The 13,528-nt window shown below is 73.7% G+C and carries 10 protein-coding genes; 5 read left to right on the forward strand and 5 right to left on the reverse strand.

The window, feature by feature from the left end; all coding sequences use genetic code 11:
• Positions 1-29: 29 nt before the first annotated feature.
• From ACWGKI_RS06920 to ACWGKI_RS06930, 3 genes are read left to right on the forward strand one after another with little or no spacing between them, the layout of a single operon-like run.
• Positions 30-1,601: a glycoside hydrolase family 1 protein gene (locus ACWGKI_RS06920; RefSeq protein ID WP_452185773.1), complete on the forward strand. Its 1,572-nt coding sequence runs from the start codon at positions 30-32 to the stop codon at positions 1,599-1,601.
• A gap of 9 nt (positions 1,602-1,610) precedes the next feature.
• Positions 1,611-2,621, forward strand: coding sequence for a LacI family DNA-binding transcriptional regulator (locus tag ACWGKI_RS06925; protein WP_380245384.1), 1,011 nt, complete (start codon positions 1,611-1,613; stop codon positions 2,619-2,621).
• Between the two features lie 20 nt (positions 2,622-2,641).
• On the forward strand, positions 2,642-3,103 hold the full coding sequence (locus tag ACWGKI_RS06930) for a YdeI/OmpD-associated family protein (protein ID WP_452185775.1): 462 nt from the start codon (positions 2,642-2,644) through the stop codon (positions 3,101-3,103).
• 82 nt (positions 3,104-3,185) lie between these two features.
• Here the strand turns inward: ACWGKI_RS06930 and ACWGKI_RS06935 are convergent, their stop codons facing one another.
• The 4 genes from ACWGKI_RS06935 to ACWGKI_RS06950 all read right to left on the reverse strand — a co-directional run bounded on the left by ACWGKI_RS06935 (position 3,186) and on the right by ACWGKI_RS06950 (position 10,466).
• Positions 3,186-4,793: an APC family permease gene (locus ACWGKI_RS06935; RefSeq protein ID WP_452185777.1), complete on the reverse strand. Its 1,608-nt coding sequence runs from the start codon at positions 4,791-4,793 to the stop codon at positions 3,186-3,188.
• Positions 4,794-4,881: 88 nt separating this feature from the next.
• Positions 4,882-5,943 (reverse strand): 1-acyl-sn-glycerol-3-phosphate acyltransferase, encoded by a 1,062-nt coding sequence (locus tag ACWGKI_RS06940; RefSeq protein ID WP_452185779.1) that lies wholly within the window; start codon positions 5,941-5,943, stop codon positions 4,882-4,884.
• On the reverse strand, positions 5,940-6,803 hold the full coding sequence (locus ACWGKI_RS06945) for a patatin-like phospholipase family protein (RefSeq protein WP_452185781.1): 864 nt from the start codon (positions 6,801-6,803) through the stop codon (positions 5,940-5,942). The genes ACWGKI_RS06940 and ACWGKI_RS06945 overlap by 4 nt, the downstream gene beginning before the upstream one ends.
• Before the next feature lie 129 nt (positions 6,804-6,932).
• Positions 6,933-10,466 carry a proline dehydrogenase family protein gene (locus ACWGKI_RS06950; protein ID WP_452185783.1) on the reverse strand — a complete coding sequence of 1,178 codons (3,534 nt, stop codon included), beginning with the start codon at positions 10,464-10,466 and terminating at the stop codon, positions 6,933-6,935.
• Between the two features lie 53 nt (positions 10,467-10,519).
• Here ACWGKI_RS06950 and ACWGKI_RS06955 point away from each other — a divergent pair, with 53 nt between their 5' ends.
• Positions 10,520-11,341 carry a helix-turn-helix domain-containing protein gene (locus ACWGKI_RS06955; RefSeq protein WP_380244794.1) on the forward strand — a complete coding sequence of 274 codons (822 nt, stop codon included), beginning with the start codon at positions 10,520-10,522 and terminating at the stop codon, positions 11,339-11,341.
• Positions 11,342-11,382: 41 nt separating this feature from the next.
• Here ACWGKI_RS06955 and ACWGKI_RS06960 read toward each other — a convergent pair whose 3' ends face one another.
• Positions 11,383-12,669: an Nramp family divalent metal transporter gene (locus tag ACWGKI_RS06960; RefSeq protein ID WP_380244793.1), complete on the reverse strand. Its 1,287-nt coding sequence runs from the start codon at positions 12,667-12,669 to the stop codon at positions 11,383-11,385.
• Between the two features lie 205 nt (positions 12,670-12,874).
• Here ACWGKI_RS06960 and ACWGKI_RS06965 point away from each other — a divergent pair, with 205 nt between their 5' ends.
• The gene (locus ACWGKI_RS06965) at positions 12,875-13,468 is read left to right on the forward strand and encodes a biotin transporter BioY (RefSeq protein ID WP_452185785.1); all 594 of its coding nucleotides are present in this window, start codon (positions 12,875-12,877) and stop codon (positions 13,466-13,468) included.
• Positions 13,469-13,528: the final 60 nt, after the last annotated feature.

Here is a 13,528-nt window from a genome sequence, read left to right on the forward strand (position 1 = left end):
GCCTCGCACCGATGGAAAGATCCGAATCCATGACCCTCCCCACCCCCGGCGCGCGCCGGGCGGCCCCCGGCACCGCGGTGCCGTTCACGCCCACCGCACCCCTGACGACCTCCCCGCACGCCACCGGGTCGGTCGCGTTCCCCGACGGCTTCCTCTGGGGCGCCGCCACGGCCGCGTTCCAGATCGAGGGCGCGTCGACCGAGGGTGGCCGCGAGGACTCGGTCTGGGACGCCTTCTGCCGCGTCCCCGGCGCGGTGAAGAACGGCGACGACGGCTCCGTCGCCTGCGACCACTACCACCGCTACCGCGAGGACGTGGCGCTCATGCAGCGCCTCCACCTCGACACGTACCGGTTCTCGACGTCGTGGGCGCGGGTCATGCCCGACGGCAAGACGGTCAACCGCGAGGGCCTGGACTTCTACTCGCGTCTCGTGGACGAGTTGCTCGGCGCCGACGTCCTGCCGTGGCTGACGCTCTACCACTGGGACCTGCCGCAGGCGCTCGAGGATATCGGCGGCTGGCCGAACCGCGACACCGCCGCCCGCTTCGTCGACTACGCGGTGACCATGCACGAGGCGCTCGGCGACCGCGTGAAGGTGTGGGCGACGCTCAACGAGCCCTGGTGCTCCGCGTTCCTCGGCTACACGTCCGGCGCGCACGCGCCCGGCAAGAAGTCGCCCGAGCTCGGCCTCGCCGCCGCGCACCACCTCATGCTCGGGCACGGCGGCGCCGTGCAGGCGCTGCGCGAGCGCGACCCGGAGGCCGTCCTCGGCCTCACGCTCAACTTCACCGTCTCCGACCCGGTCGACCCGACCGACCCGGCGGACGTGGACGTCGCGCGTCGTGACGACGGCATGTTCAACCGGTTCTTCCTCGACCCGATCCTGCGCGGCGCCTACCCGCAGGACCTGCTGGACGACGTCGCGCACCTCGGGTTCGCCGACGTCGTGCGCGAGGGCGACCTCGAGGTGATCTCCACCCCGATCGACGTGCTCGGCGTGAACTACTACAACGGCGGCGCGGTCTCCGCCACGCCGCAGGTGCCCGCCGGCGAGGTCCCCGAGGGGACCGCCGGCCCCGACGGCGCGCGCGAGACCACCGAGGGCGCCCCCGTCTGGGAGACCCGGTCCCCGAACCCCGTGCCCGACGGCATCCACCACCACAGCCGCGGGCTGCCCGTCACCGACATGGGCTGGGAGGTGCAGCCCGAGGGGCTCACGCGCCTGCTCACCCGCCTCCAGCAGGACTACACCGGCCCGCGCGGCACCTCCATGTACATCACCGAGAACGGCGCCGCCTACCCGGACGTCGTCGCCGCCGACGGCACCGTCGACGACCCGGAGCGTCTCGCGTTCGTCGACGCGCACCTGCGCGCCGTCCGCGACGCGATGGACGCCGGCGCCGACGTGCGCGGGTACTTCGCGTGGTCGCTCATGGACAACTTCGAGTGGGCTCTCGGCTACTCCAAGCGCTTCGGCCTGGTCCACGTGGACTACGAGACGCAGGAGCGCACGGTGAAGTCCTCGGGCCGCTGGTACGCCGAGGTCGCGCGCACGGGCGTCGTCCCGCCGCACTCCGTCACCGGCACGGACGCGGAGTAGTCTCCGCAGGTGGTCATCGAGCATCCCAGCCCGACGCTGGACGACGTCGCCCGGACCGCAGGGGTCTCGCGGTCCACGGCGTCGCGCGCCATCAACGGCGGCGACCGCGTGTCGCCGGAGGCACAGTCCGCCGTCGACGACGCCGTCGCCCGGCTCGGGTACGCCCCGAACCGGGCGGCCCGCTCGCTGGTCACCCGTCGCACCGACTCCATCGCGCTGGTCGTGCCCGAGCCTGACGCCCGCATCCTCACCGACCCGTTCCTCGCGGGCGTGCTGCGCGGCGTCAGCGAGGGCCTGACCGGCACGGAGCTGCAGCTCGTCCTGCTGCTCGCCCGTCCGGGCGAGCCGCCGGGCCACATCGCGCGCTACCTGCGCTCCGGGCACGTCGACGGCGTGATCGTGGCGTCGCACCACAAGGAGGACCAGCTGGAGCCCGAGCTGGTGCGCTCGCGGCTGCCCGCCGTCTTCGTGGGGCGTCCCTTCGACACGGAGTCGCTGCACTTCGTGGACGTCGACAACGCCGCGGGCGGCCGCACGGCCACGCAGCGCCTCGTCGACCGCGGGTGCCGGCGGATCGCCACGATCACGGGCCCGCTCGACATGACCGCCGCCGTCGACCGTCACGACGCCTGGCAGCACACGCTCGAGGACGCGGGCCTGCCCGCCGTCGCCGTCGAGAACGGCGACTTCACCGTCATGGGCGGCGCGGCGGCGATGCAGCGCATCCTCGCCGCCCACCCCGACGTCGACGGCGTCTTCGCGGCCTCGGACCTCATGGCCAACGGCGCGATGCAGGTGCTGCGCGAGTCGGGGCGGTCCGTGCCCGACGACGTCGCCGTGGTCGGCTTCGACGCCCTGGGCGCGGAGCGGACGACGCCGCGGCTCACCACCGTGCTGCAGCCCGTCGTCGAGATGGTCACCGCCGCGACCTCCACGCTGCTCGACGTGCTCGCCGGGACGGACGTGCCGGCCCGGCCGCAGATCTTCGTCCCGCGGCTCATCGAGGGCGAGTCGGCGTAGCCGTCGGTAGCGTGCACGGCATGAGCGACGCGGCCACGGTCCAGACGTTCACCACCACGCTGCTCGCCACCGGCGGCAACAACGTGGGCCTGCCCGTCCCCGACGACGTCGTGACGGCGTTCGGCCGCGGCCGGCGGGTGCCCGTCGTCGTGACGATCGACGAGGGCTACACCTATCGCAGCTCCGTCGCGCCGATGGGCGGCCGCTTCCTGGTCTCGTTCAACGCCGAGACGCGCGCGGCCACCGGCCGCGGCGCCGGGGACGAGGTCTCCGTCCGGCTCGAGCTCGACGACGCCCCGCGCACCGTGGAGGTGCCGTCCGCGCTCGCCGCTGCCCTCGCCGACCGGCCCGACGCGGCCGCCGCCTGGGCCGCCCTGTCGGCGAGCAAGCAGAAGGCCCACGCGCTCAGCGTCGCGGACGCCAGGACGGACGAGACCCGCGACCGCCGCGTCGCGAAGGTCGTCGACTCCCTCACCTCCTGACCGACCGCCCGGTCGGCCTCCGGCACGACGGAGCCGGGGCGGCGAGATCCTCACCACCCCGGCTCCGGTCACGCGTGCGGGATCAGTCCCGCGATCCGCCGTCCGCGCCGGCGGCCGTCGGCACGCCCTCGCGGTAGTCGGCGGCGATCTGCTCCGGGTGCTTGCCCAGCTGCGAGTTGCGGTAGCTGAAGCCGAAGTAGATCGCGAACCCGAGCGCGAGCCACACGAGGAACCGCAGCCAGGTCTCGACGTCGAGCTGGAACATCAGCCACAGGCACAGCAGGCCGGAGATGATCGGCAGCGCGGGCGCCCACGGGACGCGGAAGCCCTCGCCCTCCGGCTGGCCCGACGCCTTGCGGCGGCGACGCAGCAGCGGGACACCGAAGCTCACCAGCACGAACGCCGACAGGGTGCCGATGTTCACCATGTTGCCGAGCACGTCGACCGAGAAGAAGCAGGTGACGATCACCAGCAGGACGGCGCTGCCGACCTGGATGATGACGGGCGTGCCGCGCTTCTCCGAGGTCTTCGACATGCCGCGGGGCAGGAGGCCGTCGCGGCTCATCGCGAAGACGATGCGGGTGAGGCCCAGCATCAGCACCATGACGACGGTGGTGAGACCGACGAGGATGCCGACGGTGATGACCTGCGTGGCCCACGTCGGGGCGTTCTCCTGGAGCTGGAACGCGGTGATGATCGTCGCGGACGCGCCGTTGTCGGGCGTGGCGTCACGCAGCTGCTGGGGGGTGGCCATGCCGGACAGCGCGATGGAGACCGCGATGTAGAGCAGGGTGCAGATCGCGAGGCCGCCGAGGATGCCGCGGGGCACGTTCTTGCGGGGCTCGCGCGTCTCCTCGGCCGCGGTGGCCACGACGTCGAAACCGATGAACGCGAAGAACACGGTGCCCGCCCCGGCGAGGATCCCCATCACGCCACCCACGGAGAGCTCCGCGCCGGCCAGCCAGGAGAACAGGGTCTGCGTCATCGTGGTGGCGTGCGTCGTGGACTCGCCGAACGACTCCGGGCCGGGCACGAACGGGCTGAGGTTGGACGCGCTGAAGAAGGCGAAGCCGACCACGATGATGAGCAGGACGATCGCGACCTTGACGGCCGTGAGGACGCCGGTGACGCGCGTCGACAGCTTGGTGCCGACGGCGAGCAGCAGCGCGAGCACCACGATCAGCAGGGCCGTGCCCCAGTCGAACGTCACGCCGCCCAGGTGGACCGTGTTGTGGATGCCGGACGCGACGCCCTCCTCGTCCACGCCGCCGAGGCCGAAGACGTGCAGGAAGTTGTCGAGGTACAGCCCCCACGCCTTCGCGACGACGGACGCGGCGAAGAACATCTCGAGGATGAGGTCCCAGCCGATGATCCACGCGACCAGCTCGCCCATCGAGGCGTACGAGAACGTGTACGCCGACCCGGCGACCGGCATGTGCGAGGCGAACTCCGCGTAGCAGAGCGCGGCCAGGGCGCAGACGACTCCCGCGATGAGGAACGAGATCACGACGGACGGTCCGGTCTGGGTCGCGGAGACCGCCGCGGCCTTCGAGAAGATGCCGGCGCCGATCACCACGGAGATGCCGAGGACGACGAGGTCCCAGGCTCCGAGGGTGCGCTTGAGCTGGCGCTGGGGCTCGTCGGACGCCGCGATCGTCGCTTCGATCGAGCGCCTCCGCATGAGCTGCATCGTGGGGGCTCCTTACTGGTATCCCATGTCGCCGGGTCTCGACGGCTGGGTGACCTTACCCGACGCGACGATCCTGTGAAGGGGGTGTTCAGCCCGAGTGATCTCCGCGCAGGTCGGCGACCGGCCGGTCGGCGTCGCGCGCGGCGATCCAGGCGTCCACGCGCTCCCACTGCTCGAAGAGCCACAGCTCGCGCCCCTCGGCGTCCCCAGGCAGGTCGGCGACGCGCGTGAGCCGGCCCCCGAGCACGATCTCCTTGTCCATCGGCAGCTCGCGCCAGATGTCGCGCACGGTGACGAGCCGCTCGAGCCCGGTGTGCGCGACGACGAGGACCGCCGCGTCCCCGCGGACGGTGTCGAGCGCGGAGAGGAAGCCGCCGGCGTGCGGCACCATGACGTGCGGCATCCGCTCGGCCCGGTCGGCGAGCGCGTCCTTGCCGCGCGCCCGGAGCGCCGCGATGCGCTTGGCGCGACGTCCCGGGGTCACGTTGCCCCCTTCGGGGAACAGCACGAGCGCGCCGTCAGGACCCAGGTCGGCGGCGATCTGCGCGATCGTCTCGGCGGCACCGGGCTGGCCGGGCCTGCGCCGGGACAGCGGCGTGACGAAGGCCGCGGGCAGCCGGTGCAGGAGGACGTCGACCGCGGGGTCCCACTGGAGGGTGTCCTTGAGGACGATGGCCGGGGTGCGGCGCCCCCGCCCCAGGAGGGTGTCCACCAGGATGAACGAGTCCCCCGGTCCGGCGTGCCGGCTCAGCACGAGCACGGGCACGTCGGGCACGCTCGCGCCGGTGGGCGCCTCGATCACGATCCTCAGCCGCAACGTCCAGCGCACCTGCCAGAACAGGACCGCCAGCGCCCAGCGGGCGACGGCGGCGTGCGCGCGCCGCATCCACGGCTGGTGCATCGCCGCCCCGAACCCGGACGCCACCCACAGCGCGAACAGCACCACCAGCGCGGCGGCGTCCCACAGGACGTAGAACGAGATCATCCACAGCAGGCGCAGCACCCGCAGGCGCCCGGGCAGCAGCCAGGTCAGCGCCGCGCCCACCACCAGCGCGAGCATGATCGACGTCGGCACGAGCAGCACCGCCAGCGCGATCACCAGCGGCGCCAGGACCAGGCGCCGCACCCAGAGGGGCGGGGGCGCGATCACTCGTCCGTCCCCGCGTCGTCGCCCGTCGTGCCACCGGGTCCCTGGGTCTCGGCCAGGAAGGCGCGGGCCGCGTCGTACGACTGGGCGATCCGCTGGTGCGTGGCGTCCAGCTTGCGGAACGCGCCGAGCTTCGCGTCCCCCGGCAGCGAGCCGCCCGTCGGGAGCACGTGCACGGTCGCGACGGCGCGCGCCTCCTCCAGCTCGCGGAAGTACCGGTGCCGCCGCGCGATCTCGAAGCTCACGCGGGCGACGTCGGACGGCTTGGTCGGCACGGTCAGCGGCTCCTCGACGCGGCCGACCTGCAGCACGTAGACCGTCGTCGCGCCCCGTCGCACCGCCTCCCCGAGCGGGATCGAGTTGACCATCCCGCCGTCGACGAAGTGCTCGCCGTCGATCTCGGTGGGCGGCAGCGCGCCCGGCACCGACGCCGAGGCGAGCACCGCCTCGACCAGCGGACCGGCGTCGAACCAGTGCTCGGACGCGCGCTCGATGCTCGCCGCGGCGACCACGAGCGGCACCTGCAGGTCCTCGAACGTGGTGCGCTCGCCCAGCGTGCCGGCGATGAGCCGACGCAGCGCGGCCGGGTCGTACAGGTGCGTGCGCGAGCGGGCGAGCCGTGAGAGCTGCCGGTACCACGGCTCGCCGTAGACCTCGTTCGCCGTGGGTGAGGCCCAGGCCTCCCCGAGACGGTCGACGACGGCGAGGCTGGGGTCCGCGGCCACGGCCGCGCCGTTGATCGCGCCGATGGACGTGCCGACCACCAGGTCGGGACGCACCCCGGCCTCGAACAGCGCCTGCAGCATCCCGACGTGCACCGCGCCGCGCACGCCGCCGCCGCCCAGCACGAACGCCACCGTCATGGCGCGATCGTGCCACGACGGTCCCCGCGCCTCCTGCCGAAACTGGATCGACCGTGCTGACCTGGTCCTCAAACGGGCAGTTTGAGGACCAAGTCAGCACGGTCGTTTCCGGCGCCGCGGCGCGAGGGATCAGGCGTGCACGTGCCCGTACCGGTGGCGGGTGCGGCTGACGGCCTGCTCGCGCACGACGGCGAGCAGCTCGCGGCGGCCGCTGGCGACCACGGGCGCGTCGAGGACCGTCACCGTGCCGAGGCGCTGTGCCGCGGCCTCGTGCAGGCCCGGCGCACGACCGATCACGCGGACGCGGCCCGTGACACGGCCGGCCGCGACGGCGGCGGCGAAGTCCTCGTGGGACGTCGGCGCATCGTGCGGCACGCCCCAGCCGCTGTCGCTGTCGGGGACGACGACGGCGGGCACGCCGGCGCGCTTCGCTGCGGCGAGCACCCGCCGCACCTCGATCGGCAGGGCGCCCTCGCCGACGCGGACGGTCAGGCGCTCGATCGGGCGGTAGCGGAAGGTGTTCTCCTCCACCCGCAGACCGGACCGGTCGTGCCCGACGCCGATCTCGGCCGCCCAGGCGGCGTCGTCGGAGGCCTGCGCCGCCGCGAGCCAGCCCTCGGGGTCGGTCGTGCGCGACGGCACGCCCTCGGCGTCGGACCAGGTGCCGAGCTCGGCCACGTAGTTCGGGCCGCCCGCCTTGGCGCCGGGGCCGACCGCCGAGGCCTTCCAGCCGCCGAACGACTGCCGCTGGACGATCGCGCCGGTGATGTGCCGGTTGACGTACACGTTGCCCGCCTCGACCCGGTCGAGCCAGGTCGCGATCTCGTCGTCGTCGAGCGAGTGGATGCCCGCGGTGAGGCCGAAGTCGACCTGGTTCTGCAGGCGGATCGCCTCGTCGAGGTCCTTCGCGGTCATGATGCCGAGCACGGGGCCGAACACCTCGGTGAGGTGGAAGAACGACCCCGGCGCGACGCCGTCGCGCAGGCCCGGCGACCAGAGCCGCTCGGCGTCGATCCCGGCCGCCGCGGCCACGTCGTCCAGGCGGCGCGGCCGCACCAGCCACGACTCGCCGGGCTCGAGCGTCGTGAGGGCGCGCAGCAGCTTGCCCTGCGCGGGCTCGGTGAGCGGGCCCATGACGGTGGACAGCTCGGTGGCCGACCCGACCGCCAGCGACTGCACAGCGTCCACGAGCTGGCGCCGGAACCGCTTGCCCGTCTCGCTGGCCGGGTCGCCGACGGAGCCGACGAGGATCACCAGCGACGCGGCGGAGCACTTCTGGCCCGCGTGGCCGAAGGCGCTCTTCACGAGGTCCGCGACGGCGAGATCGAGGTCCGCGGACGGGGTCACGACCAGGGCGTTCTTGCCCGACGTCTCCGCGAGCACCGGTCGCTCGGGCCGCCAGGACGCGAACATCTCGGCGGTCTCGATGGACCCGGTGAGGACGACGCGCGCCACGTCGGGGTGGGTCACGAGGTGCTGGCCGAGGTCGCCGTCCGGCACGCGCAGGAACTGCACGACGTCGCGCGCGACCCGCGGGTCGAGCCCGATCTCGGGCGCGACCTCGTCGAACGCGGCGTGCACGGCCTCGATCGCGAGCTCGTAGCACCGCGGGGTGGTGGGCGCCGGCTTGGCGAGCACCGCGGACCCGGCCGCGAGCGCCGCCAGCACACCGCCCGCGGGGATCGCGACGGGGAAGTTCCACGGCGGGGTCACGAGGGTGACGCCCTCGGGCGTGAACGTGGCCCCGTCCACCTGTTCCAGGGCCTCCGCGGACGCCGCGTAGTAGTTGGCGAAGTCGATCGCCTCGCTGACCTCGGGGTCGGCCTCGGGCACGGTCTTGCCGGGCTCGTGCACCATGGCGGTGACGAGGTCGGTGCGGCGCGCCTCGAGCTGGCGGGCGGCGGCGCGCAGCACGCGCGCGCGGTCGGCGGGCGCGACGGCGGCCCACACCTGGCGGGCGGCGACGGCGCGCGCGACGGCGTCGTCGATCGTCGCGGTGTCGGTGACCTCGGGCGCCTGCACGGGCACGTAGCCGGAGTCCGGTCCGACGATGCTGCGGGCCCAGGCGCGGTGCGCGGCGACGGCGGGGTCGGTGTCGACGGCGTTGTGGAACGGCTCCGCGGTGGGGCAGCCGGTGGCGGTGGGCGCGGTGGCGCCGGAGGCGAACCGGTCGCGGCGTCGCGGCGCGACGTCGACGGCGTCGTAGTGCACGCCGTGGGTCACGGACGCACGGAACGCCAGCTCCTGGCGGTCCATGGCCGTGGCCTCGACGCCGTCGTGCCCGGTGGCGGGGGCGAAGGCGGCGTGCAGGAAGTTCTGCTCGGCGGCGTTCTCCTCGAGCCGGCGCACCAGGTAGGAGATGGCGACGTCGAAGTCCTCGTCGCGCACCACCGGGGTGTACAGCACGACGTGGCCGCCGTCCTTGGCCACCTCGTCGCGCACGAGGCGCGCCTCGATGGGTGCCATGCCCTGCAGCATCTCGATGTCGAGGCCCTCGGTCACGCCGCGGCCGCGGGCGAGCAGCACCGCGAGCGCCACGTGGAAGAGGTTGTGGGACGCGACGCCAAGGCGCACGGCGGCGGTGCGGTCGGAGCGCAGGTGGTGGTCGAGGATGCGCACGTAGTTCGCGTCCACGTCCGGCTTGGTCGGGTAGGGCGCCTGGGCCCAGTCGTGCAGCTCGGCCTCGACCTGCTCCATCGCCAGGTTGGCGCCCTTGACGAGGCGCACCTTGATGCGGGCGCCGCCGGCGGCCACGCGCTGCTGCGCGAACTCGGTGAGCTCGTCGAGCGCGCCCATCGCGTCGGGCAGGTAGGCCTGGAGCACGATGCCGGCCTCGAGGTCGCGGAACTCGTCGCGGTCGAGCACCTGCGTGAAGACCGCGGTGGTGAGCGCGAGGTCCTTGTACTCCTCCATGTCGAGGTTGAGGAAGACGCCGTGGTCGCGGGCCGCCCGGTACAGGGGCAGCAGGTGCTCGACGACGCGCTCGCGCGACCCGTCCAGGTCCCAGGTGACGAGCTGCGCCGCGACGGACGACACCTTGACCGACACGTAGTCGACGTCGGGCCGACGCACGAGGTCGATGGTGCGCTGCAGGCGGGCGGCGGCCTCGTCGGCGCCGAGCACGGCCTCGCCCAGCAGGTTGACGTTGAGGGTGTAGCCCTCGGCGCGGGTACGGGCCAGGTGCTGGCCCAGGCCCTTGCCGGCGTCGGCGACGAGGTGGCCGACGAGCTGGCGCAGGCGCACCCGCGCGGCGGGCACGACGACGGAGGGCAGCACGGGCGCGACGGCGGCGCCGACCTTGAACAGGGTGCGGTCGACGGGACCGAGGAACGTGGCGGAGCCGGCGTCCCGGCCGAGGCGGGCGAGCGCGGTGGCGGCGACGCCGATGTCCTGCGGGCGGGCGACGTCGTCGACGAACCCGACGGCGAGCTCGAGGCCCGCCGGGTCGGAGACGAGCGAGCCGAGCCGCTCGGCGGTGGCGCGGGTCTTGCGGTCTGCGCGCGTGGTCGACGCGCCGTCCTGTGCGGACGCGCCGGAGGCGACGGCGATCCAGTGGTGGGCGAGGGCGACGGCGTCCTCGACCAGGGCTTCGGCGCTCTGGCCGCCCGAGGTGTCGCGCGTGGCGGTGGGGTGGGCGTCACGCGCCGGAACGGAGGTACTCATGCCCCCAGGGTGCGCCCTCGTGCGGGGCGTCGTCTTGTACGATCGGGCCCGCGATGGGCCACGATTCCGACAACACCACGAGCGCTGCGGGCGAGGTCGGCGGCGACCCGTCCCCGCCCCTCGCGGGGGTGCCCGGCACGGCCGCCCTCATGGCCGCCCTGTCCCCCGTGATGGTGGACCTGATGGACGAGCTGTCGGACGTGATGTTCTGCGCGAAGGACGCCGACGGGCGGTACCTCGCGGTGAACCAGGTGTTCGTGCGCCGCACCAACGAGCGGTCCCGCCGTCAGGTGCTCGGCCGGCGCGCCGTCGACCTCTTCGTGCCCGAGCTCGCCGAGCGGTACGAGGCGCAGGACGCCGAGGTGCTGCGCACCGGACGGCCGCTGCGCAACGAGCTGGAGCTCATCCGCCGCGTGGGCGGCACCCCGGGCTGGTTCCTCACCGCGAAGCTGCCCGTGCGCGACGCCGGCGGCCGCGTCGTCGGGCTGGTCTCGGTGTCGCAGGACCTCCGCTCGGGGGACGCCGACGACGCGACGATGGACGCGATGGCCCGGCTGGTCGCCGCCGTCCAGCGGCACCTCGACACCTCGCCGGGAGAGCCGCTGTCCGTGGCCGACCTGGCGGCGCTGGCGGGCAGCACGCCCGCCGTCCTGGACCGGCGGGTCCGCAAGGTCTTCGGCCTGTCCCCGCGGCAGCTCGTGCTGCGCACCCGCGTGGACCGCGCCGCGCACCTGCTCACGTCGACGACGACGCCGCTGGCCGAGGTCGCCGCCGCGTCCGGGTTCTACGACCAGCCGTCCTTCACCCGCACGTTCGCGCGGCTCACGGGCGAGACGCCGTCGTCGTTCCGTCGCCGCGCCCGCGCCGCCGACTGAGCCGCCGACCGAGCCGTCGCGAGCCGTCGACAGCCGGGCCGTCAGCCCAGCACCGGGGCGAGCGCCTCCACCAGCTGCTGCACCCCGAGCACGACGAACAGCAGCGCCACCAGCGCCAGGACCACGTTGGTGAGCGGACGGTTGCGCCAGCGCTCCGGGACGCGCGAGGAGTTCATGAGGATCAGCAGGGTGATCGCGAGGAACGGCATGAACAGCGACCCCAGCGCGCCGTAGGCCACGACGAGGGCGATCGGCTTGTCGAGCAGGAGCAGCAGCATCGGCGGGAACGTGAGCCACAGGATGTAGGCCCGGTAGTAGCTCCCGCCCGCCTGGCGGCGCGGGTCGTCCTCGGCCAGGCCGCGGGCTGTGGCGACGAAGTCGGCGAACATCAGGGACACGCCGTTCCACACGCCCAGCACCGACGAGAACGACGACGCCCAGAACCCCACGAGGAACAGCGGCGCCATGAACGACCCGTACCGCTCGGCGAGCACGTCCGCGAGATCCACGAGGCCGCCCTCGCCGTCCGCGAGCGTGATTCCCGAGGAGTACAGCAGCTCCGCCCCGACGACGAGCATCGAGATCACGAAGACACCGGAGATCACGTAGGCCATGGCGTTGTCGATCCGCATGACCTTCATCCACCGCGGCGTGTGCCAGCCCTTCTCCTTGAGCCAGTACCCGTACGCCGCCAGGGTGATGGTGCCGCCCACGCCGCCGGCGAGGCTGAGCGTGTAGAGGATCGAGCCCTCGGGGATGCGCGGCACCAGACCGCCGACGATCTCGCCCAGGTTCGGCAGGGTGAGGACGGCCGCGCCGACGATCGTCACGAACATGACGCCCACGAGCACGGCGATGACGACCTCGAACGTCTTGTACCGGCCCAGCCACACGATCGCCGCCCCGACCAGCCCCATGGCGATCGCGAACCAGACCAGGTCGACCTGCGGGAACAGGGCGACGAGCGGCAGCGCCGAGCTCGACATGGCCGCCGCGCCGTAGCTGAAGCCCCACACCACGATGTAGACGCCGAAGTAGACGCTCGCCCACGCCCCCAGCGACTTCCAGCCGTCGAAGATCGTGCGTCCCGTGGCCAACGACCAGCGGCCGGCGCCCTCCACCAGCACGATCTTGATGACGACGCCGAGCACCGCCGCCCACAGCAGGGTGTACCCGAACTTGCTCCCCGCGACCAGCGTGGCGACGAGGTCCCCGGCCCCGATGCCGGTGGCGGCGACGACGAGCCCTGGGCCCACCAGCCGCCAGCGCGGCCGCTCCTCGGTCAGCTCGTGGTCCAGGGCGGGCGTCGCGACGTCTTTGTCTGCCATGGTGCCGGAGGCTACCGACCCGCCGGGGAGGGGCATCCCCGACATGCCGGGCGCGTCGGCGATCAGCGTGCACGATTCCCACAAAACGCAGGCACCGGCACGCCCACGACCGCGGTGCGTGTGTACGACCTGCACAAACGAGCGGCCCAGCGTTGGCGCACCCCGGTCATGCCCTCGCCTGCTCGGTGCCCCTAGCGTCGTCGGCATGACCGCAGCCGCACTCCCCCTCGCCCCCGCCCGCCCGCGCCGCGTCCTCGCGGACCTGCTGCCCGGGGCACTCGCCCGCGACGTGGTGCTCGTCGTCGCCGTCGCCGCCCTCACCGCGCTCGCAGCCCAGGTCGTCGTCCCTGTCCCGGGCCTGCCCGTGCCGCTCACCGGCCAGACCTTCGCCGTCCTGCTCGGGGCCGCCGCCCTCGGGCCCGTGCGCGGCGCGGCCGCCCAGGCGGTCTACCTCGCCGCCGGCGTCGCCGGCCTCCCCGTCTTCGCCGGCTCGACGGCGGGCTGGGAGTCCGTCGCCGGCGCGACCGGGGGCTACCTCGTCGGCTTCGTGCTCGCCGGCGTCGTCGTCGGGGCGCTCGCCCGCCGCGGCGCCGACCGCCGTGCGCTCACCACCGCGGGCGCCTACGCCGTCGGCACCCTCACCGTGTACGCCGTCGGCGTGCCGTGGCTCGCCGTGAGCACCGGGATGCCCGTCGGCGCGGCCCTGCTCACCGGAGCCGTCGTGTTCCTGCCGGGCGACGCCCTCAAGGCGGCACTGGCCGCAGCGCTCCTGCCGGCGGCCTGGCGCTTCGCCCGCTGACCCGGGCCGCCGCAACGTGCGTGCTGACTTGATCCTCAAACCCCTGGTTTGAGGATCAAG

The sequence above is a fragment of the Isoptericola sp. NPDC055881 genome, assembly GCF_053615895.1.